General features: G+C 65.4%; 16 protein-coding genes. 9 read left to right on the top strand and 7 right to left on the bottom strand.

Features of this window, described 5'->3' with window-relative positions; all coding sequences use genetic code 11:
- Positions 1–98 precede the first annotated feature (98 nt).
- Entirely contained in the window at positions 99–1,172 is a 1,074-nt protein-coding gene (locus ACVWY5_RS38105; protein ID WP_038377678.1) for a helix-turn-helix domain-containing protein, read from the bottom strand.
- A gap of 31 nt (positions 1,173–1,203) precedes the next feature.
- A complete protein-coding gene (locus ACVWY5_RS38110) occupies positions 1,204–1,779 on the bottom strand; it encodes a GNAT family N-acetyltransferase (protein WP_028335540.1) in 576 nt (191 codons plus the stop codon).
- A 269-nt stretch (positions 1,780–2,048) separates the two neighbouring features.
- Between ACVWY5_RS38110 and ACVWY5_RS38115 the strand changes: the two genes are divergently transcribed.
- From ACVWY5_RS38115 to ACVWY5_RS38130, 4 genes are all read left to right on the top strand, one after another.
- Complete coding sequence (locus ACVWY5_RS38115) at positions 2,049–2,966, top strand: pirin family protein (protein WP_028335539.1); 918 nt, start codon at positions 2,049–2,051, stop codon at positions 2,964–2,966.
- A 139-nt stretch (positions 2,967–3,105) separates the two neighbouring features.
- On the top strand, positions 3,106–4,020 hold the full coding sequence (locus tag ACVWY5_RS38120) for a phosphoribosylaminoimidazolesuccinocarboxamide synthase (protein WP_028335538.1): 915 nt from the start codon (positions 3,106–3,108) through the stop codon (positions 4,018–4,020).
- Between the two features lie 299 nt (positions 4,021–4,319).
- The gene (locus tag ACVWY5_RS38125) at positions 4,320–5,120 is read left to right on the top strand and encodes a crotonase/enoyl-CoA hydratase family protein (RefSeq protein ID WP_028335537.1); all 801 of its coding nucleotides are present in this window, start codon (positions 4,320–4,322) and stop codon (positions 5,118–5,120) included.
- Positions 5,121–5,461: 341 nt separating this feature from the next.
- A complete protein-coding gene (locus ACVWY5_RS38130; protein WP_080667142.1) occupies positions 5,462–7,615 on the top strand; it encodes a SulP family inorganic anion transporter in 2,154 nt (717 codons plus the stop codon).
- Positions 7,616–7,723: 108 nt separating this feature from the next.
- Here the strand turns inward: ACVWY5_RS38130 and ACVWY5_RS38135 are convergent, their stop codons facing one another.
- Together ACVWY5_RS38135 and ACVWY5_RS38140 are read right to left on the bottom strand one after the other, a co-directional pair.
- Positions 7,724–9,094 (bottom strand): FAD-dependent oxidoreductase, encoded by a 1,371-nt coding sequence (locus tag ACVWY5_RS38135; RefSeq protein ID WP_038377677.1) that lies wholly within the window; start codon positions 9,092–9,094, stop codon positions 7,724–7,726.
- Positions 9,095–9,154: 60 nt separating this feature from the next.
- Positions 9,155–9,856, bottom strand: coding sequence for a GntR family transcriptional regulator (locus ACVWY5_RS38140; RefSeq protein ID WP_051376219.1), 702 nt, complete (start codon positions 9,854–9,856; stop codon positions 9,155–9,157).
- Positions 9,857–9,996: 140 nt separating this feature from the next.
- Here ACVWY5_RS38140 and ACVWY5_RS38145 point away from each other — a divergent pair, with 140 nt between their 5' ends.
- Entirely contained in the window at positions 9,997–10,896 is a 900-nt protein-coding gene (locus tag ACVWY5_RS38145; RefSeq protein ID WP_028335533.1) for a transporter substrate-binding domain-containing protein, read from the top strand.
- A gap of 64 nt (positions 10,897–10,960) precedes the next feature.
- Here the strand turns inward: ACVWY5_RS38145 and ACVWY5_RS38150 are convergent, their stop codons facing one another.
- The gene (locus tag ACVWY5_RS38150) at positions 10,961–12,457 is read right to left on the bottom strand and encodes an NAD-dependent succinate-semialdehyde dehydrogenase (protein ID WP_028335532.1); all 1,497 of its coding nucleotides are present in this window, start codon (positions 12,455–12,457) and stop codon (positions 10,961–10,963) included.
- Between the two features lie 157 nt (positions 12,458–12,614).
- The gene (locus ACVWY5_RS38155; protein ID WP_028335531.1) at positions 12,615–12,938 is read right to left on the bottom strand and encodes a hypothetical protein; all 324 of its coding nucleotides are present in this window, start codon (positions 12,936–12,938) and stop codon (positions 12,615–12,617) included.
- Between the two features lie 346 nt (positions 12,939–13,284).
- Here ACVWY5_RS38155 and ACVWY5_RS38160 point away from each other — a divergent pair, with 346 nt between their 5' ends.
- On the top strand, positions 13,285–14,478 hold the full coding sequence (locus ACVWY5_RS38160) for a serine hydrolase domain-containing protein (RefSeq protein ID WP_028335530.1): 1,194 nt from the start codon (positions 13,285–13,287) through the stop codon (positions 14,476–14,478).
- A gap of 315 nt (positions 14,479–14,793) precedes the next feature.
- Positions 14,794–16,506, top strand: coding sequence for an AMP-binding protein (locus tag ACVWY5_RS38165; protein WP_051376218.1), 1,713 nt, complete (start codon positions 14,794–14,796; stop codon positions 16,504–16,506).
- Positions 16,507–16,677: 171 nt separating this feature from the next.
- Here the strand turns inward: ACVWY5_RS38165 and ACVWY5_RS38170 are convergent, their stop codons facing one another.
- Positions 16,678–17,679: an adenosine kinase gene (locus tag ACVWY5_RS38170; RefSeq protein ID WP_028335528.1), complete on the bottom strand. Its 1,002-nt coding sequence runs from the start codon at positions 17,677–17,679 to the stop codon at positions 16,678–16,680.
- Between the two features lie 291 nt (positions 17,680–17,970).
- On the opposite strand from ACVWY5_RS38170, the gene murJ reads away from it, so the two are divergent.
- On the top strand, positions 17,971–19,509 hold the full coding sequence (murJ, locus tag ACVWY5_RS38175) for a murein biosynthesis integral membrane protein MurJ (RefSeq protein WP_028335527.1): 1,539 nt from the start codon (positions 17,971–17,973) through the stop codon (positions 19,507–19,509).
- A 66-nt stretch (positions 19,510–19,575) separates the two neighbouring features.
- Positions 19,576–20,628 (top strand): tryptophan--tRNA ligase, encoded by a 1,053-nt coding sequence (gene trpS, locus ACVWY5_RS38180; RefSeq protein ID WP_028335526.1) that lies wholly within the window; start codon positions 19,576–19,578, stop codon positions 20,626–20,628.
- The last annotated feature ends 78 nt before the right edge of the window (positions 20,629–20,706 follow it).

Genomic DNA, 20,706 nt, shown 5'->3' on the forward strand with positions numbered 1-20,706 from the left:
CGATGCGATCCGGGTGGGGGCTCTCCCCCAAAATGAAAGGGCGTACGTTGCGGAAGCACCCCCACCCCGGCCCTCCCCCGCAAGCGGGAGAGGGAGGTTCACACCGCACTTGCCTTCAGCTTCCGGTACTCCGTCGGGGTCACGCCGGTCGTCGCCTTGAAGGCGCGGTTGAAGGGGCCGAGCGACTGGAAGCCGGCGTCCATGGCGATGGTGATGACCGGGACTTCGGCCTGGGAAGGATCGGCGAGCGCGGCCTTGGCCTCCTCGATCCGGTGGTTGTTCAGGAAGACATTGAAGTTGCGATAGCCGAGCCGCTGGTTGATCAGCCGCCGGAGACGATATTCGGGGATCTTCAACCGGGTCGCCAGCGTGCCGATCGTGACGTTGTCGTGGCGGTAGATCCGCTCGTCCGCCATCAGCCGCATCAGGGCATCGACCAGCTTGCGATCGGCCGCCTCCTCGGCCGCGGCCGGCTTCGTCAGCACGACGGCCTCCGCCGGCACCGTGAACAGGTCGGCACCATCGACGCGCATCATCGCCCAGGTGATTGCGGCCACGATGGCGGCGAGCACGGCCGCGTTCGCCAGGTTGGCCCATTCCACTGTCACGCGGCTGCCGGCATAGGCAATCTGAAGCAGCGCGTTCAATCCGCCGTACAGCGCAGACGCGGCGACGATGAAGACGCGGACACGTCGGCGACGCTCGACCAGATCCGCCGACCACGATCCGATGGTTTGCGCCACCGCAAGCGCAACGAAGACGAGCGTGAGCGAATTGACCATGATGATCGCGATCCGCGCGTGACCGGCGGGGGCAATCCACATGCAATTGACGAAGCTGTAGGCCACGACCGCGGCCCAGGTCAGGCCGTGCCACCAGCGCAGCTGAAACGTGTCATCGAACAACGCGCGCGTGAACAGCCAGAACACCACGATATCGCCGGTCGAGAGCGCGATCAGGGGCGCATGCCAGTCCGAGACCGGCGGCCCGGCACCGATCGACGCGGTCACCGCATGTGCGGCCGAACCGAGCGCGAAGGCGGCCGCAAGGCGCCCGGAAAGCGCCTTGCGAAAATCGGTGAGCAGCAAGGCGGCAAGCACCAGCAGCAGCGCCACGCTGGCGCTGCGCAGGCAGAGTTCAAGTGCGGCCCAGTGTGAAGCAGCCGATGTCATCGCCGAACATTCGTCGGTCGGAGGTGGTTTTTCAAGATGGCTCGCGCTGCCAGCGGCTGCGCAGCGTCACCCAGATATCGACGACGTCGCCCTCGAGCTTGCCCGGGCCCTCGTTGACGGCACCGAGCCGTCGCGCCACCGCCTGCGAGGCAACGTTGGCCGGATCGATGCAATGAATGATGCGGTCGACCGTGAAGTTCGCGAACACAAAGTCGATCGCGGCCCGCGCCGCTTCCACTGCGTAGCCCTTGCCGCGATGTTCTTTGGCGATACCCCAGCCGACCTCGAAGCCAGGCCATTCCGGCGGATGATACGGGCCGACGCGGCCGATATAGCGGCTGGAGGATTTCTCCTCCACCGCGAACATGCCGAAGCCGTGCAGCGCCCAATGGCCCGAGATGACGGCGGCATTGCGCCAGCCCTTCAGCTCCGAGGTGACCGGCTGGTGATCCGGCGTGATGAAGCGCGCCGTCTCTGGATCGGACAGCATCCGCGTGTTCTCAGCGACATCGGATGCGCGCCACGGCCGCAGGATCAGCCGCGCGGTCTCGATCACGGGACCGTCGACCTGCAGCAGTCTTGCGCCTGGCTTGATCAGAGAAACCATGACTGTCTCCGGTTTCCAAGATTATGCTGTTATCACGCGCGCGCACGCGTCAGAAGTATGTCGTCGTCCCTGCGAAAGCAGGGACCCATAACCACAGGGCTTCGTTGCTTGACGAAGCCGTGGCCACAGCCTGCTCCATCACCGCGCCCTGTGGTTATGGGTCCCGGCTCGCGCGGAGCCTGTCATCGGGCGGCGCTTCGCGCCGACCCGTTGGCTTGGCCGGGACGACGATTGGAGTATGATTGCTACACCACCGTAAGGAGTCCGACATGAGCTGGCAGCCCTCGACCGATCCCGAACTCGGCGATCCCAAGACCTGCGACGCGCTGGATCTGATCATCGTGCCGCGCACCCGCGATCTCGGCGACGGCTTTGCCGTGCGCCGCGCGCTGCCGCACGGCAAGCGGCAGATGGTCGGGCCCTTCATCTTCTTCGACCATTTCGGACCGGTGCAGTATCTCGCCGGCAAGGGCATGGACGTGCGGCCGCATCCGCATATCGGGCTCGCCACCGTCACCTATCTGTTCGACGGCAGCATCATGCACCGCGACAGCGAGGGCAACATCCAGGAGATCCAGCCCGGCGCGATGAACCTGATGACCGCGGGCCGCGGCATCGCGCATTCCGAGCGCACTCCCGACGTGCAACGCCGCGACGGCCAGAAGATGCTGGGCCTGCAAAGCTGGATCGCGCTGCCGGCGGGCAAGGAGGAGATCGCGCCGTCGTTCCAGCATTATGGCGCAGGCGACCTGCCGATGATCTCCGAGCGCGACTTCACCGCGCGCATCATCGCGGGCTCGGCTTTCGGCATCACCTCGCCGGTCAGCATGGTCTCGCCCTGGTTCTACACTGAAGTGACCGCGAAGGCCGGCACCTCGGTGCCGCTCGACCCCGATCACGAGGAGCGCGCGATCTATCTCGTCGACGGCGAGGTCGAGATCGCGGGCGACCGCCACGAAGGGCCGCGGCTCCTGATCTTCCGGCCCGGCGACCGCATCACCGTGAAGACGCTGCGGCCGACCCGCATGATGTTCCTCGGCGGCGACGCCCTGGAGGGGCCGCGCCACATCTGGTGGAATTTCGTCTCCTCCTCCAAGGAGCGGATCGAGCAGGCCAAACAGGACTGGAAAACCGGGCGTTTCGCGCAGGTTCCACACGAACACGAGTTCATTCCGCTGCCGGAGTGAGCTAATTCCTGTGGCTCTTTGATTTGAGCATGATCTTTTCGGAAAACCGCTGCACAGTTTTCCGGATCATGCTCTAGTCTGCGGCGCCCGCGCGCCTCGTGCGGGCGCTCGTCATTGAAGGCTCTAGAAAGATCACGCCATGACCGCGATGCTATCCAGCGATTTGCCCCTGCCCCGGATCGGCCGCGGCAAGGTGCGCGATATCTACGCCGTCGGCGACGATCGGGTGTTGCTGCTGACCACCGACCGCATCTCGGCATTCGACGTGGTGATGGCGGAAACCATTCCGATGAAGGGCGCGGTGCTGACTCAGATCAGCGCCTGGTGGTTCCGGCAGCTCGAGGGCACCGTGCCGCATCACATGATCAGCGCCGATGCCGACGAGATCATTCGCGCCGTGCCTGAACTGAAGAACCATCGCGCCGACATCCTCGGGCGCGCGATGCTGTGCAAGCGCACCACCGTGTTCCCGATCGAATGCGTGATCCGCGGCTACGTCTCGGGCTCGGCGTGGAAGGAATACGCGGCCGATGGCACGCTTGCCGGCGAGAAGCTGCCGGCCGGCCTGGTCGAGAGCCAGAAGCTCGAGCCCGCAATCTTCAGCCCGGCGACCAAGGCCGAGGCTGGCCATGACGAGAACATCACGGTCGCGCGGGTGCGCGAGATCGTCGGTGCCGACGTCGCCGCGACGCTGGAGAAGATGGCGCGCGACGTCTACGGCTATGGCGAGCAGACCAGCCGCGCCCGCGGCATCATCATCGCCGACACCAAGTTCGAGTTCGGCCGCGACAAGGACGGCCGCATCATCCTGATCGACGAGGTGATGACGCCGGATTCGTCGCGCTTCTGGGCGGTCGATGCCTACAAGCCCGGCCAGCCGCAGCCGAGCTTCGACAAGCAGCCACTGCGCGACTATCTCGACGTCGAGCGTCGCGCCGGCCGCTGGAACGGCGACGCGCCCGCCCCGCCGCTGCCGGCGAGCGTGGTGGATGCAACGAGCAAGCGGTATCTGGAAGCGTATCGCCGCGTGACGGGAAGCGAGCTGAAAGTCTGATCGGTCGTCCGTAGCGTGGGTAGAGCGAAGCGAACCCCACGATCTCTATCCGTGGCACGATGGTGATGGGTTTCGCTACGCTCTACCCCATCCGCGTCTTAATGGTTGCTACGAAATATCACCGCCAACCCCGCGAAGGCGCGCAGCGTCGTGCCCGCCATTGTGGCCGTGCTCGTGATGGTGGGCGCGCTTCGCTTTGCCCACCCCGCGGAGTTGCGCCTTTCGTCGCGGGATTGCACCGTAGTCGCCTCTGATGTCACTCTCCGGGCACAAACAAGAACAAGCCCAGGGAGCGCCCCATGTCCGATACCGTGCTCGTCGAACGCGATGGTCCCGTCACCATCATCTCCATCAACCGTCCGCACAACCGCAACGCCGTCGATGGCGCCACCGCGCGCAAGCTGTATGACGCGTTTCTCACCTTCGATGCGGACGCGAGCGCATCCGTCGCGGTGTTCACCGGCACCGGCGGCTATTTCTGCGCTGGCGCCGATCTGAAGGCGGTGGCGGCGGGCGATCCCGAGAAGAAGCGCGAGGTCGGCGGCCACGACACGATCGCGCCGATGGGACCGAGCCGGCTGCGGTTGTCGAAGCCGGTGATCGCCGCGATCGAAGGCTTTGCGGTCGCCGGCGGCATGGAGCTCGCGCTGTGGGCCGACATGCGTGTTGTGGCCGAGGACGCAACCTTCGGCGTGTTCTGCCGCCGCTTCGGCGTGCCACTGATCGATCTCGGCACCATCCGCCTGCCGCGACTGATCGGCCATTCGCAGGCGATCGACCTGATCCTCACCGGACGCCCGGTCGGCGGCGCTGAAGCCCACCGCATGGGGCTCGCGAACCGATTGGTGCCGAAGGGCGAGACCCGCGCCCACGCCATCGCGCTCGCCAAGGACATCGCGAAATTCCCGCAGAACTGCCTGCGCGCCGACCGGCTGTCGGCGCTGCGGCAGTGGGACCTCGACGAGGAAGAGGCGATCAGAAGCGAGATGCGCGGCGGGCTCGAGGTGATCGCCTCGGGCGAAACGCTGTCGGGCGCGGCGCGCTTTGCCTCCGGCGTCGGCCGTCACGGCGCCTTCGGCAATGAGGGCGGCCACGGCTGAAGATCACGTCTCGCCTGCCCTCTCCTTCCCCCTGAAAGGGGGAAGGTCGGGATGGGGGGCAGCCGCAGGCGACGCTTGATGCGGGAAAGCAGATCCCCACCCGCTTTGCTCTGACGAGCAAAGCGACCTCCCCTCTTCAAGGAGAGGTTGACGCCAATTCCGCGGCCCTGGGTTTCGTTGGCTTTGCGCGAGAAGCAAAATGCGCGCGCTGAGAACTGGTTGTCACAAAAATCCTGTTGTCGTCCTGCGCCGGGCTCGTCTACGACTGGCGGCGAAAGTTCAGGACATTTTTTAACGTGATTAGTCGATCGCTTTATTTCGGCTCGCAAGCGCGGCGGGCGATGCACGACGTGCTCGGCGGCGGTGCTGCCAGTGTGCTCGGCATCACGTTCGGCCTGTCCTACGCGCTCTTGATCTTCGCCGGGCCATTGTCGCCCTATCTGTCATACGGCGTGGCGGCGACATTCATTTCCTCGGCAGTGCTCGCGACCTTCATCGCGCTCGGCAGCTCGCTGCCCTTCGCGGTCGCCGGCCCCGACACCTCCACCGCGGCGGTGACGGGCATCCTGATGGCCTCGCTGGTCGAGCGCATCGCTGCCGCCAATCCGACGGCGCCGCTGCTCGCGCCGGTGCTGATCACGCTCGGGCTCTCGACCATCGTCACCGGCATCGTGCTGTGCTGTCTCGGGCTGACACGGTTCGGCCGTGCCATCCGCTACGTGCCTTATCCTGTGGTCGGCGGATTCCTCGGGGCAACCGGCCTGTTGATCGTGCTGGGCGCGATCAGGGTGATCACCGGCTACCCCGTGCAGCTCAGCACCCTCTTCTACTTCACCAACATCATCACGATCTCCGAGCTCAGTGCCGCCTGCGCGATGGCGCTGGTGCTGTATCTGACCTGGCATCGCTCGCGCACCCCGTTCGGTCTGCCGATCATCCTGATCGGCGGCGTGATCGTGGCGCACCTCGTATTCTGGATCATCGGCATCACGCCCGAGGAAGCGCATCTGACCGGCTGGACCTTCGAGCCGCCGCCGGCATCGACCTTCATGCTGCCGTGGCACATGGCCGAGCTTGCACAATATCCATGGTCGGCGGTGCCGGACCTGCTCGGCAACATGATCGCCGTCGTGTTCGTCACGGCCGCGAGCACGCTGTTCAACACCACCGGCATCGAGGTCGCGGTGCATCGCGAGGCCAATCTCGAGCGCGAACTCAACATCACCGGCCTCGCCAACATCGTGACCGGCGCGCTGGCCGGCTATGCCGGCTGCATCTCGGTCAGCCGCTCGATTCTTAATTTCTCCAGCGGCGGGCGCGGCCGGCTGTCGGGGCTGACAGTCGCTGCGATCTCGCTGCTGATGCTGGCAGTGGCTCCGCAGCTGCTCGGCTACATGCCGAAATTCGTGCTCGGCGGCCTCCTGCTCTATCTCGGCGCCGACCAGCTGCACAAATGGATGATCGAATCGCGCAAGCGGCTGTCGAAGACCGAATATGTGTCGTTGCTCGCGATCATCACTATCATCGTGACCTGGGGCTTCGTGCCCGGCATCCTGATCGGCGTCATCATCGGCTGCGCCACCTTTGCGCTCAGCGCGGCGCGGGTCGAGGCGATCAAATACGGTTTCGACGGCTCGGAATATCGCAGCTCGCTGGATCGCTCGCGCGACGACCGCGAGGTGTTGTCGGCGCATGGCGGCAAGATCCAGGGGCTGACCCTGCAAAGCTATCTGTTCTTCGGCTCCGCCAACCGCCTGTACCAGCACGTCAAGGCGCTGCTGCGCGAGCACCCGGAGTGCCGCTATCTGCTGTTCGACTTCAAGCTCGTTACCGGCGTCGATTCATCGGCGGCCTACAGCTTTGCGCAGATCAAGCGCAGCGCGCACGAGGTCGGCGTCGAGCTGGTCCTGGTGCATCTGTCGGCCAAGGCCGAGCAGGTGCTGCGCTCAAGCGATTTCATCACCGAGGGTGTCACCGTGATCGACGAGCTCGATCGCGCGCTTGAATGGTGCGAGAACCAGATCATCGCCCAGCACCAGGAGCTCGCGCAGGAGGAAGCCGATCTGCGCGGCTGGTTCACGGGATTGCTCGACAGCGAGAACGACGCCGACGCACTGATCCGGCGCTGCCAGCGCATCGAGGTCGACGCCGGCGAGGTCATCGTGCATGCCGGCGACGCCGCCGATTCCATGCACTTCATCCTCGACGGCCGGGTCGGCATCATGGTGCCCGCCGAGGACGGCCGCTCCACCCGGGTGCGCAGCCTCGGCCGCTACACCACGATCGGCGAGATGGGCCTCGTCTCGCAGGCCCCGCGCAGCGCAACCATCCAGGCCGAGATGGCGAGCGTGCTCTATGTGCTGAACACCCACCAGTTCACCGCGATCCGCGACGAGGAACCCGAGCTCAGCCACAAGCTGCTGACCTATTTCGTGTCGGTGATGGCGGAGCGGCTGACGTTTGCCAATCGCACGATTGCGGTGCTGCGGCGGTAGACAAGGCGTAGCCCGGATGGAGCGCAGCGCAATCCGGGGTTTAGCCGCGCGGCAGCATCGGCCCCGGATTGCGCTTCGCTCCATCCGGGCTACGAGAGTGAGGTCGAGCTACAGCAACCCCCGGCTTTCGCTCGCCGCGAGCTCCGCCATCAGCGCCTTATCCTGATAGCGCGCGAGCGAAAGGCTGCGAGCGAAGGCCGGCACGGGCGCGCCGACCACAGCGCGGGCGCAGAGATCGCCGGTGGCGCAGGCGCCCATCGTGCCGTAGCCGGAGAGCGCGGTGGCGAGGAACACGCCCGGTGTCTTCGCAGCCCCGATCAGCGGCCAATTCTCTCTCGTCATCGGATAGTAGCCGCCGTAATGCACGCGGTCGCGCGGCAGCGCGCCGAGATATTGCGCGAGCTTTGGCTGCAGCCGGCTCGCCGCGCGCAGCACGACTTCGGGGAAATAGGGATTCAGCTCCGGCTCGCGATCCGGCTCGGTGGTCTGTTCCGCGTTGAACGCCCAGCCGAGCTTGATCCACTCGCCGTGATCGCCGCCGTCGGGCCGGCAATGGATGCTGCCCGGCATCGGCGCCAGCAGACGCGAAAATTCCGGCGCCGCTGACAGCGCCTCGCGCTCGTCATCGGACCAGGCCAGCGTCTGGCCGTCGAGATCGATCGCGAACGGCATTTTGCGATCGACCGCGCGGTTGCGGTCGGCGAACGCGATTTTCTGCTGCAGCACGTTGACGATCGGCAGCTCTTCGCCATGCATCGCCGCGACATGCGCCGCGAACGGGCCCGCGGCGTTGACGATGATGTCGGCCTTGATGGTCTGCCTCGCGCCATCGGCGAGTACATCGACGGTGAAGCGACCAGTCTTCGCGATGCCGAGCACCTTGGCCCGCTGGAATTGCGCGCCGAGCGGACGCACGGTCTCCAGCATGTACTGGCCGAGCTGCTGGCCGCTGATATCGCCGGCGCGGCGGATATGCAGCGCCGTCGCGACCTCCTTGTCGAAGCTCGGGTAATGGGCCTGGATCAGGTCGCGGCCGAGCAGGACGTCGACCCCGTCAGGCGCGCTCTGCCAGTCCGCCGAATGCGGCGGCAGATAGCCTCGGCCGTCGCCCTCATGCATGCGGATCAACTGTTCGGCCTTCGCGCCGTAACCGGCATGCAGCTGCTGCAGCAGTTCCTCGGGCTTCTCCTCGCGGGTGACCAGAAGATAGCCGCGCCGCGTCATGTGGATGCGGTTGTCGCTGCGGCGCGCGATCTCCTCCATCAGGTCGGTGGAATGATTGGTGAAATCGGCCATCGTCGGATGCGGCCACCGGTTGCGGTAGTTCTCGCCCGACTGCGCCGAGGTCAATGCCATCGGCTGGCCTTCGTCGACGATCAGCAGGCGCGAACGCTTGTGCTGTATGGCGAGGTAATAGGCCGTGGCGATGCCGACGATGCCCGCACCGATCACCAGGATTTCGACATCATTGGTCTTCACGCGCACTCTCCTGCGGCCGCGCAGCGCGGCCCGCGATCATTCACATTGTCTGAGCGACGATCAGGCAGGGCGCCCTTCGCCTGCATCGCGCAGCGCCTGGCGCTGCGCCGAGCGCAGCGTCTTCTGCGTCTCCTCGATATGGTCGCGCAGCAGCCGGACCGCCTTCTTGACCTCGCCGTCGCGGCAGAATTCGAGCAGCCGGTAGTGCTCGCGCTGCGGCCGCTCCTTGCCGGTCGCCTGCGACACCAGCGCCCGGGTGAAGCGGCCGACATGGCCGTAATTCGCCTCGATCATGCTGAGCAGGCGCGGGCGATTGCACGGCGCGTAGAGCGTGGCGTGGAATTTCCAGTTGAAGGCGCCCCATTGCGCCGGATCGGGCTCGGCATCATAGGCGCGGAGGATTTTCGTCGCCTCCTCGAGATCGATCTCGCCCATGGCCGGGACCGCCAGGCGCAGCGCGTGGCATTCGAGCGCGATCCGGATCTCGAGCAGCTCGATCACCTCGTCGATCGACAGATCCGAGACCACCGCGCCGCGGTTCGGCAGGAAGGTCACAAAACCCTCGGCCTCGAGCTGGCGCAACGCCTCGCGCACCGGGATGCGGCTGGTCCCGAACCGCGCGGCAAGCTCGTCCTGACGCAGCTGCAATCCGGGCGCGAGCTCGCCCGAGCTGATCGCGGCCCGCAATGCCTCGCGCACGGCGTCCGGTGCTGAACCGTGGGGTCCGGCCCCTCGATGGCTGATGACGGTTGCGGGTTCCATCCGGCTTCTCTCTCTGTGCGGCGGGCATCAGGATATCCGCCATGGTCCATATTGTATAAAATCGGTTTCCAATTTATGCAATGCTATGTATAAAATCTGGCCTCATCGTATCCAACATTGCCAGCGCTCGCGAGCACCTGATGCGTCAAACCACCAAGCGGTTGATCTGCCTAGCTTTTCTTGCGGCGACGGTGTCCGCCCCGGCGCAGGCCCAATCGTCCGGCGGCACCCTGGCCAAGATCCGCGATGCCGGCGAAATCCGGCTCGGCCACCGCGACGTCTCGGTCCCGTTCTCCTATCTCGACGACAACCAGCAGCCGGTCGGCTTCGCGATGGACCTCTGCGCGCGGATCGTCGATGCGGTGAAGGCCGAGCTCAAGCTACCGGCGCTGCAGATTAGGCTGCAGCCGATCCAGCTCTCCACCCAGATCCCACTGATCGAGAACGGCACCATCGACATCGTCTGCGGTCCCGCCACCAATACGCTGGAGCGGCAGAAGGTCGTCGCCTTCAGCAACACGATCTTCGTGTCGAGCATCCGCGCGGTGGTGCATAAGGACGCGCCGATCAAGACCTTTGAGGATCTCGGCGGCCGGCCGGTCTCGCTGACCTCGGGCTCGACCTCGATCGGACTGTTGAGCGCACGGGCCCAGGAGAAGAACTTTCAGACCAGAAACATCCTGACGGCGGACCACGCCGCATCATTCCTCGCGCTGACCACCGGGCGCAGCGAAGCCTTCGTGATGGACGACATTCTGCTGGCGAGCCTGATCGCGGGCAGCCGCAACCCGGCGGACTGGCGCATCATCGACGACAGCCTGCGCACCGAACCCTACGGGCTGATCATCCGCAAGGGCGACCCGGAGTTCAAGGCGCTGGTCGACAAGACGCTGGTCGCTATGATGAAGAACGGCGAATTTCAGGAGCTCTACGCAAAATGGTTCACGCGGCCGATCCCGCCGAAGAACGTGAACCTGAATTTTCCGATGACGGCGCCGCTGAAGGATGCCGTCGCCAACCCGAACGACAAGGGCGTGTGATCAAGCGAAAGCCCGGCTCCGATTCAATCGGAGCCGGGCTGAAGCGCGACGACAATGACGGCGATCAGACGCCGGCCATCATCACGTATTTGATCTCGACATATTCATCCATGCCATGGCGCGAGCCTTCGCGGCCGAGGCCCGATTCCTTGACGCCGCCGAACGGCGCCACTTCGGTCGTGATCAGGCCGGAGTTGACGCCGACCATGCCCGACTCCAGCGCCTCGGCGACGCGCCAGACGCGGCCGATGTCGCGCGAATAGAAGTAGGAGGCGAGGCCGAACGGCGAGGCATTGCACATCGCGATCACGTCGGCCTCGTCCTTGAAGCGGATCACCGGCGCAAGCGGACCGAAGGTTTCCTCGTGCGACACCAGCGCGTCCGGCCGCACATCCGACAGCACCGTGGGCTCGAAGAAGCTGCGGCCGAGCGACGAGCGCTTGCCGCCGGTCACGATCTTGGCGCCGCCCTTCACCGCATCGGCAATGTGCCGTTCGACCTTCTCGATCGCTTCCATGTTGATCAACGGCCCCTGCGTCACGCCCTGCTCCGTGCCGTCGCCGATCTTCATCTCGGCGACCTTCTTCGACAGCTTCGAGACGAACGCGTCGTAGATCTTGTCCTGGGCATAGAGACGGTTGGCGCAGACGCAGGTCTGGCCCATGTTGCGATACTTCGAGACGATGGCGCCTTCGACGGCGGCATCGATATCGGCGTCGTCGAACACCACGAACGGCGCATTGCCGCCGAGCTCGAGGCCAAGCTTCTTCACGCCGACCGACGCCTGCCGGTACAGGATCTTGCCGACCTCGGTCGAGCCGGTGAAGCCGACGAAGCGCACCGCCGGATGCTCGCACAGCACCTTGCCGATCGGCGGCGCATCACCGGTGATGATGTTGAACACGCCCTTCGGCACGCCGGCTTTCTCGGCCAGCGCAACGAGCGCGAGCGCGGACAGCGGCGTCTCGTTGGCGGGCTTCAGCACCACGGTGCAACCGGCCGCCAGCGCCGGCGAGACCTTGCGGGTGATCATCGAGTTCGGGAAATTCCATGGCGTGATGGCGCCGCAGACACCGATCGGCTGCCGGATCGCGAGCAGACGCGCGTCCGGACGCTGGGTCGGGATCGTCTCGCCGTAAACACGCCGCGCCTCTTCCGCGAAGAATTCGACATAGGCGGCGCCGATATCGACCTCGCCGAGCGCTTCCGCCAGCGGCTTGCCCTGCTCGGAGGTCAGGATCAGCGCAAGGTCCTCGCGGTTGGCGATGATCAGATCGAACCATTTGCGCAAGATGTTGGAGCGCTGTTTCGCGGTCAGCTTGGCCCAGGTCGGAAACGCGCGCTCGGCGGCCTCGACGGCCCTGGTCGCGTCATCGGCGCTCAGCTGCGGGATCTTGATCAGCTCGACGCCGGTCGCCGGATTGTTGACGGCGAATTCGGGGGTGCCGACCCAGGCGCCGTCGATGTAGCAGCGGTCGCGCAGCAGCGAGGGGTCCTTCAGGCGGCTTTGCAGGGAGGATGCTGCGGATTGGGTGGCGCGTGCGGCAACGGGCGGGGTCATGGCGTTACTCCTGTCATTTCTGGAATTTCTTGGGGGTGTTCGCGCCTATATAAGCGGAAAGCCGCTGCGATGCACCGGCGCCGGGCGCGACCCTGCCTCAAGCAATATTGGGGGCTCGCGCGCGATCTTTTTTTTACGCGCCGTCGTGCAGCGGCGCTCAGACCGCCCCGCCAGACATATAGGTTTCCCGACGGCCGATCATGCGCTCGGCCGCGGCCTTGGCGTCCGCCTTGGTCGAGGTCGCGCAGGTCCGGTATTCGAGGTCGGCCTGCGCCTGCGCATCGCGGCGGCCGAACCAGGATTTGGCGCCGGTCTGCAGCAGCGCCAGCGCCCGCGCGACATTCTCGACGGCCTCGAACGAGTGCAGTGCGCCGGTACCTGCGTAGCGAACTTCGTAGAGACCTGGGCTGATCGGCGCTTCGATATTCTCGCCGCGGCCCGGCCGCGGATAGCGCTTCCATTCACTCCATGTCGAAATCATTGCTGCGCCCCCCGCAAGGCGGGAAATGACGAATCTTTTCGTCAAATCCGGTCCAATCCGCCGCACCGTTTGTGCAGCGATCTGAATGCGTTAATGCAAATAATCAGGTGCGAAAATCATTCCTTGATCACGTTACCGTGGCCGCCCGCGAAGGTCACCGGGACTTGCGCGGCGTCCCCTGCAAAATCTGCGCGCGTGGTGAACGCCTCCCGACCAAGGCCGTTCCTAGCAGCCGGCCTTCACGACATCGCGACGTGGTCGCATCGCGCCCGCCTTGCGGGAGCGGAAAAGCGGGAGGATGATCCGCCCACTTCAAAACAATAAACCCCACCGGAGGAAGCCCCCAATGCAGAGCAAGGCTCAGATCGATCAGGTATTGCGCCAGAAGAGCGAGGCAAAGGAAATTCCCGGCGTGGTCGCCATCGCGGCCACCGGCAAGGACGTGATTTACGAAGGCGCGTTCGGCAAGCGCGACCTCTCCAAGAGCGATCCCATGACGGCGGACAGCGTGTTCTGGATCGCCTCGATGACCAAGGCGGTGACCTCGGCGGGCGCGATGCAGCTCGTCGAGCAGGGCAAGCTCTCGCTCGATGAGCCGATCGGCAAGCTGTTGCCCGATCTCACTGCGGTGCAGGTGCTCGACGGCTTCGATGCCAAGGGCGAACCGCAGTTGCGGCCGGCGAAAAAGCCGATCACGCTGCGCCAGCTCATGACCCACACCGCCGGCTTCGCCTACGATATGTGGGACGCCAATCTCGGGAAGTACCTCGAAAAGACCGGCACGCCCGGCATCATCACCTGCCTGAATGCCGCGCTGAAGACGCCGATCATGACAGATCCCGGCACGCGCTGGGAATACGGCACCAATATCGACTTCGTCGGCAAGGCGGTGGAGGCCGCATCCGGCAAGAAGCTCGATGCCTATCTGCGCGACAACATGTTCGCGCCGCTCGGCATGAGCGACACCGCCTTCAAGATCTCCGACGACATGCGCAAGCGGCTGGTCGGCATGCACGCCCGCGGCGAGGACGGCACGCTTGCGGCGATCCCGTTCGAGCTCGAGCAGAACCCCGAATTCCACATGGGTGGCGGCGGCCTGTATTCGACCGCGGCCGACTACATCAAGTTCTGCCAGATGATCCTCAACAAGGGCAAAGGCAACGGCAATCAGGTGCTGAAGGCCGAGACGGTCGCGACCATGGGCCAGAATCACATCGGCGAGCTCACCGTCGGCAAGATGACGACGGCCCTGCCGATGTATACCAACGATGTCGATCTCTATCCCGACATCGTCAAGAAGTGGGGACTGAGCTTCCTGATCAACACCGCCAAGACGCCGGAAGGCCGCAGCGCCGGCAGCCTCGCCTGGGCGGGCCTTGCCAACACCTATTACTGGATCGATCCGTCGCGCGACGTCTGCGGCGTGATCCTGACCCAGCTGTTGCCGTTCGCCGACAAGCACAGCCTGGAGGCCTTCGCAGGCTTCGAGAAGGGCATCTATGCCGGGCTGGACGCCGGCAGCGGGCAAAGGGCGGCGTAAGGCTCGATGAGATAAGTCGTACCAGCCGTTATGGGACTTCTCTCCCTCTCCCCGTTCTTACGGGGAGAGGGTTGGGGTGGGGGCTATTCCCGCGCAGACGGTCGCAATTGGACTCGCAGAGACTCCCCTCACCCGGATCGCATCTTCGATGCGATCCGACCTCTCCCCGCACGCGGGGCGAGGTGAAGCGGAACCCGTCGCCGCTACAATCGAAAACCATACCCGCCATTGGTCGGGCCTGTCCCATCTGCGCCAAACGACTAAGATCGCGCAAAAAAGCGCGGCGACACGAACACGACCACGAGGAGGACGAGCTTGGCACCCACACCCAAGGGAGACAGCAAGGCAGACAGCTATGTCTGCGGCATTTCCGATACGCCGTTGCTCGGTGAAACCATCGGCCGCAGCCTCAACCGTGCTCGCGCACGCTGGGGCGAGCGCGAGGCGCTGGTCTCGCCCAGCCACAATGTGCGCTGGACCTGGAACGAATTCGCCTGTCACGTCGATGCCTTGGCGGCGGGCTTCATCGCACTCGGGTTGCAGCGCGGCGAGCGGATCGGCATCTGGTCGCTGAACCGCCCGGAATGGACGCTGACGCAATTCGCCGCCGCGAAAGCCGGACTGATCCTCGTCACCATCAATCCGGCCTATCGGCTGAGCGAGCTGGAATTCGCGCTCGGCAAGGTCGGCTGCGCCGCGATCGTGACGGCGACGGCATTCAAGACCTCGGCATATATGGAGATGCTGAATACGCTGCTGCCCGAGCTCGCAAGCTCGGAGCCCGGTCACTTGCGGTCGGCGCGGCTGCCGAAACTGCGCGCCGTGATCCAGATCGGCGGACCGGCGGCGCCGGGCACCATTCCATTCGATGCGGTATCGCAGATGGGCGGCGAGCGCCATCGCGAGCAGCTTGCGGCGCTCGGCGAGAGCCTGCAGTTCGACGATCCCGTCAACATCCAGTTCACCAGCGGCACCACCGGCTCGCCGAAGGGCGTGACGCTGACCCATCACAACATTCTCAACAACGGCTACTTCACCGGCCGCGCCATGCGCCTGACCGAACAGGACCGCATCTGCATTCCGGTGCCGCTCTATCACTGCTTCGGCATGGTGATGGGCAACCTCGCTTCCGTCACGCTCGGCACCACCATGGTCTATCCCGGCGAAGGCTTTGATCCGCTGGCGACGCTGACGACGGTCGCGCAGGAGAGATGCACGACGCTGTACGGCGTGCCAACCATGTTCATCGCCGAGCTCGACCATCCCGACTTCGCGCGCTTCGACTTGTCCTCGCTGCGCACCGGCATCATGGCCGGCGCGCCCTGCCCGATCGAGGTGATGAAGCGCGTCAACACCGAGATGAACATGCGCGAGGTGACGATCGCCTACGGCATGACCGAGACCAGCCCGGTGAGTTTTCAGAGCGCGACCGACGATCCACTGGAGCGCCGCGTCTCGACCGTCGGCCGCATCCATCCGCATGTCGAGGTCAAGGTGGTCGATCTCGGCGGCAAGGTGGTGCCGCGCGGCGAACGCGGCGAGCTCTGCACCCGCGGCTACAGCATCATGCTCGGCTATTGGGACGAGAAGGAAAAGACCGGCGATGTGCTCGACGCCAATGGCTGGATGCACACCGGCGATCTCGCCGTGATCGACGACGAAGGCTATTGCAACATCGTCGGCCGCATCAAGGACATGGTGATCCGCGGCGGCGAGAACCTGTATCCGCGCGAGATCGAGGAGTTCCTCTACCGCCATCCGAAGATCCAGGACGTGCAGATATTCGGCGTCGCCGACGAGCGCTATGGCGAAGAGCTGTGCGCCTGGGTCAGAATCAGGCAGGGCGAAACGCTCACCGCCGACGAGGTCCGCGCCTTCTGCCAAGGCCAGATCGCCCACAACAAGATCCCGCGCTATGTCGAGTTCGTCGATGAATTCCCGATGACGGTGACAGGGAAAATCCAGAAGTTCGTGATGCGCGATGCGGTGGAGCAGCGGCTGGGATTGAAGGCGGCGAAGACGGCGTGATCTCTCTTCTCCCTCGCCCCGCTCTTTGCGGGGAGAGGGTCGGGGTGAGAGACCGCCTCCGCAAATTCGAAAGCAGTGAATACGCGGAGACTCCCTCTCACCCGGAACGCATCTACGATGCGATCCGGCCTCTCCCCGCAGGCGGGGCGAGGCGAAGGAGAAAAGCCCCGCCTAAACCAGCAGCCCCTGCTGCTTCGCCAGATCCTGCAGCGACACCAGCGGCCGGGCGCCGATGTGCTGGATCACTTCGGCCGCGGCGAGCGCGCCGAGCCGGCCGGCATTCTCATGGCCGACCTTGCGCACGAGACCGACGAGGAAGCCGGCGGCGAACAGATCGCCGGCGCCGGTGGTGTCGACCAGCCTGTCGATGGGCGAGGCGGGCGGCGCGACGACACTGTCGCCGGAGATCACGACGCACCCCTTCTCGCTGCGGGTGACGACGCCGAGTTTGGTATCCTTGCCGAACTGCTTCAGCGCGGTGTCGAAATCCGAGGTCTGGTACAGCGAGTGCAGCTCGGACTCGTTGGCGAATACCAGATCCACCACGCCCTTGCGCATCAGATCGAGGAATTCGTCGCGGTAGCGATCGACGCAGAACGAATCCGACAGCGTCAGCGCGACCTGGCGGCCCGCGCCGTGCGCGATGGTCGCCGCCTTCACGAAAGCGTCCTTGGCGTTCTTCGGATCCCAGAGGTAGCCCTCGAGATAGATGATGCTGGCGGCAGCGATCTGGTTTGGATCGATGTCGTCGGGCGTCAGGTCCTGCGCGGCGCCGAGATAGGTGTTCATGGTGCGCTCGCCGTCCGGCGTCACCAGGATGTAGGAGCAGCCGGTGGCCGGGCCGGTCCTGGCCGGCGCGGTGTCGAAGGTCACGCCGGCGGCGCGGATGTCGTGGACGTAGAGCTTGCCGATCTGGTCGTCCTTGACCTTGCCGACATAGGCCGCGCGGGCGCCGAGACTGCCGACGCCGACGATGGTGTTGGCGGCCGAACCGCCCGACATTTCGGTCGCCACCCCCATGTCGCCGTAGATCGCGGTGGCGCGCGCCTCATCGATCAGCTGCATCGAGCCCTTGGTCATGCCGTGACGGGCAAGGAATGCCTCGTCGGTCTGCACCAGCACGTCGAAGATCGCGTTGCCGATTCCAAGAACGTCGTATTTTGCGTCAGCCATAGACCTGCCCTGTGTTAACGCCACCCAACAAGAGTGGCGGCCTATCACGTTACGCCTCGGGGCAGCAAGGGAAGCTATTTGGGCGAAACCCTGTCAGCATTGCGCTCTGCCAACCCGTCATCCTGAGCGCGTAGCGTGTCTCGAAGGATGAACGGCCCGGCTCTGGCCGATTCATCCTTCGAGGCTCGCTTCGCTCGCACCTCCAGCGACAAAGGCGGAGCCTTTGCGCGGGGATGACAGGTTTAAGACGGCACCACTGGAAGCAATACCTGCTACTGCTATACAGACCCCATGTTCCGCTCCTTCCTCACGGTCTCCTCGGGAACGCTGGCCTCGCGACTGCTCGGTTTCGTGCGCGATTCCGCGATCGCGGCGCTGCTCGGCGCGGGACCGGTGGCGGATGCATTCCTGGCGGCATTCCAGCTTGTGAATGTTGTGCGACGGCTGTTGTCCGAGGGCGGGCTGAATGCCGCCCTGGTGCCGGCCTGGCTGAAGGCGCGCGATGCCGGCGGCATGGACGCGGCAACCGCCTTTGCCGGCCGCGTGCTCGGCACCGTCAGTGCCGCGGTGATCGCGGCCGCGCTCGTCATCGGCGTGCTGATGCCGCTGGTGATCGCGGCGATCGCGCCGGGTTTTGTCGGCCGCGACACGCTGCAATTCGCCGTCGACGACGCGAGGCTGATGCTGCCCTATCTCGCCTTCGCCGGCCCGGTCACGGTGATGATGGCACTGCTCAGCGCGCAGGGGCGCTTCGCGCTGACCGCGTTCTCGCCGCTGTTGTTCAACATCGCACTGATATCGGTGATGGCCGTGCTGCTGGTGCGGCAGCAGGAGCCGGCGCAGGCCGCGCTGGTGATGGCGGCGACGATCGGGGCCGCCGGCTTCCTGCAACTGTCGATGCTGGCGCTGCGCGGCGCAAGGCTCGCCTCGCCGCTCCGCGTGTCCTTCGATCCTGACATGCGCGGCTTTCTCGGCCGCGCGATCCCCGGCATGGTCGCGAGCAGCGCGCCGCAATGGCTGATGGTGGCAGGCGCGGTGATCGCGTCGACCTCGCCGTCGGCGGTGTCCTGGCTCTATTTCGCCAACCGCCTGCTCGAGCTGCCGCTCGGCATCGTCGGCGTCGCCATGGGCACGGTGCTGATCCCGGAGATGACGCGCGCCGTGCGCAGCGGCGAATCCAGCGCGATCGCGCATGCGGAATCGCGTGCCCTCGAGCTTGCGGTCGGGTTGGCGCTGCCGGCGACGCTCGGCCTGATGGTGTTGAGCGAGCCGACCGTGCGGATGCTGTTCGAGCACGGCGCGTTCACCGCCCGGGATAGCGCGGCAACCGCGCAGGCCTTGATCTGGCTGACGCTGGCCTTGCCGGCGCATGTGCTGGTGAAGGCGCTGTCGCCGGCATTCTTTGCGCGCGAGGACACGCTGACGCCGCTGCTCGCGACGCTGAAAGCGATCGTGGTGGCGATTGCGACGGCCTTCCTGCTCGGCCAGATCTTCGGTGCGAGCGGAATTGCCGCAGGCATCGCGCTCGGCGCCTGGAGCAACGCACTGGCGCTGATCCGCAAGGGGGCCGCGACCTTCGGCTTCTCGATCGATGCCGATGCGCGCCGCCGGCTGCCGCGCATCCTGGCCGCGGCGCTCGCGATGGGCGCCCTGCTCTGGCTTGCGGAGGGCGGGCTGCCGTCGGCCGGCAGCCACGGTTTCGCGCAGGCAGCCTCCCTGCTCGTGCTGATCGCGGCAGGTATCGCCGGTTACGGGCTGTTCTTGCAGCTTTTCGGCGTCACCGGCTGGCGCGAGGCGGTTAACGCCGTCAGGCAAAGGCGCCCCGCCTGACTTGCGCGCGCGGAGCTTAAGTGGCAAACGACGCGGCAAAACTAGCCATTTCCGGGAATCGAGACCATGGCGTTCGTTGAACGGGTTTTCTCAGGCGTCCAGCCGACGGGCAATCTGCACCTCGGCAACTACCTCGGCGCCATCGTCAACTTCGTGAAGATGCAGCAGACCCACAACTGCATCTATTGCGTCGTCGACATGCATGCGATCACGCAGGGCGTCGAGGTCTGGGGCGGCCCGGCCGAGCTCGCCCGCAACACCCGCGAGGTCACCGCGGCCTTCATCGCCGCGGGCATCGATGCCAAGAAGCACATCGTGTTCAACCAGAGCCAGATCGCCGGCCACGCCGAGCTGACCTGGATCTTCAACTGCGTCGCGCGGATCGGCTGGCTGAACCGCATGACGCAGTTCAAGGAGAAGGCCGGCAAGGACCGCGAGAACGCCTCGGTCGGCCTCTACGACTATCCGGTGCTGATGGCCGCCGACATCCTGCTCTACCGCGCGACCCATGTGCCGGTCGGCGAGGATCAGAAGCAGCATCTGGAGCTGTCCCGCGACATCGCGCAGAAATTCAACAACGATTTCGGCGACTCGATCCGCGGTCATGGCTTTGCCGACGGCCTGTTCTTCCCGCAGCCCGAGCCGCTGATCACGGGGCCCGCGACGCGGGTGATGAGCCTGCGCGACGGCACCAAGAAGATGTCGAAGTCGGATGCGTCGGACAATTCGCGCATCAACCTCACCGACGACGCCGACACCATCGCGCAGAAGATCCGCAAGGCGAAGACCGATCCGGAGCCGCTGCCGTCGGAGGAGAAGGGTCTCGAAACCCGCCCCGAGGCCGACAACCTGGTCGGCATCTACGCGGCGCTGGCCGGCATCTCCAAGCAGGAGGTGCTGACGCAGTTCGGTGGCGGGCAGTTCTCCAGCTTCAAGAACGCGCTGGTCGAGGTTTGCGTCGCGAAACTGGCGCCGATCGCCTCCGAGATGAAGAAGCTGGTCGCCGATCCCGGCCATGTCGACGCGGTCCTCGCCGACGGCGCCAACCGCGCCCGCGGCATCGCCGACGAGACCATGCGCATCACCAAGGACATCGTCGGCTTCATCCGCCCGCGCTGACGCGCAGGGCAGGAACTGCGCGCTCCCTCTCCCAAACGGCGAGGGAGTATGGCACCATGGGTTGGTTTGGTTCAGCAC

The organism is Bradyrhizobium sp. USDA 3256, assembly GCF_054058275.1.

Excerpts from the sequence above, each read along its gene's own strand:
- ACVWY5_RS38105 (WP_038377678.1), bottom strand. The coding sequence starts at position 1,172 with ATGACATCGGCTGCTTCACACTGGGCCGCACTTGAACTCTGCCTGCGC.
- ACVWY5_RS38110 (WP_028335540.1), bottom strand. The coding sequence starts at position 1,779 with ATGGTTTCTCTGATCAAGCCAGGCGCAAGACTGCTGCAGGTCGACGGT.
- ACVWY5_RS38115 (WP_028335539.1), top strand. The coding sequence starts at position 2,049 with ATGAGCTGGCAGCCCTCGACCGATCCCGAACTCGGCGATCCCAAGACC.
- ACVWY5_RS38120 (WP_028335538.1), top strand. The coding sequence starts at position 3,106 with ATGACCGCGATGCTATCCAGCGATTTGCCCCTGCCCCGGATCGGCCGC.
- ACVWY5_RS38125 (WP_028335537.1), top strand. The coding sequence starts at position 4,320 with ATGTCCGATACCGTGCTCGTCGAACGCGATGGTCCCGTCACCATCATC.
- ACVWY5_RS38130 (WP_080667142.1), top strand. The coding sequence starts at position 5,462 with ATGCACGACGTGCTCGGCGGCGGTGCTGCCAGTGTGCTCGGCATCACG.
- ACVWY5_RS38140 (WP_051376219.1), bottom strand. The coding sequence starts at position 9,856 with ATGGAACCCGCAACCGTCATCAGCCATCGAGGGGCCGGACCCCACGGT.
- ACVWY5_RS38145 (WP_028335533.1), top strand. The coding sequence starts at position 9,997 with ATGCGTCAAACCACCAAGCGGTTGATCTGCCTAGCTTTTCTTGCGGCG.
- ACVWY5_RS38150 (WP_028335532.1), bottom strand. The coding sequence starts at position 12,457 with ATGACCCCGCCCGTTGCCGCACGCGCCACCCAATCCGCAGCATCCTCC.
- ACVWY5_RS38155 (WP_028335531.1), bottom strand. The coding sequence starts at position 12,938 with ATGATTTCGACATGGAGTGAATGGAAGCGCTATCCGCGGCCGGGCCGC.
- ACVWY5_RS38160 (WP_028335530.1), top strand. The coding sequence starts at position 13,285 with ATGCAGAGCAAGGCTCAGATCGATCAGGTATTGCGCCAGAAGAGCGAG.
- ACVWY5_RS38170 (WP_028335528.1), bottom strand. The coding sequence starts at position 17,679 with ATGGCTGACGCAAAATACGACGTTCTTGGAATCGGCAACGCGATCTTC.
- murJ (WP_028335527.1), top strand. The coding sequence starts at position 17,971 with ATGTTCCGCTCCTTCCTCACGGTCTCCTCGGGAACGCTGGCCTCGCGA.
- trpS (WP_028335526.1), top strand. The coding sequence starts at position 19,576 with ATGGCGTTCGTTGAACGGGTTTTCTCAGGCGTCCAGCCGACGGGCAAT.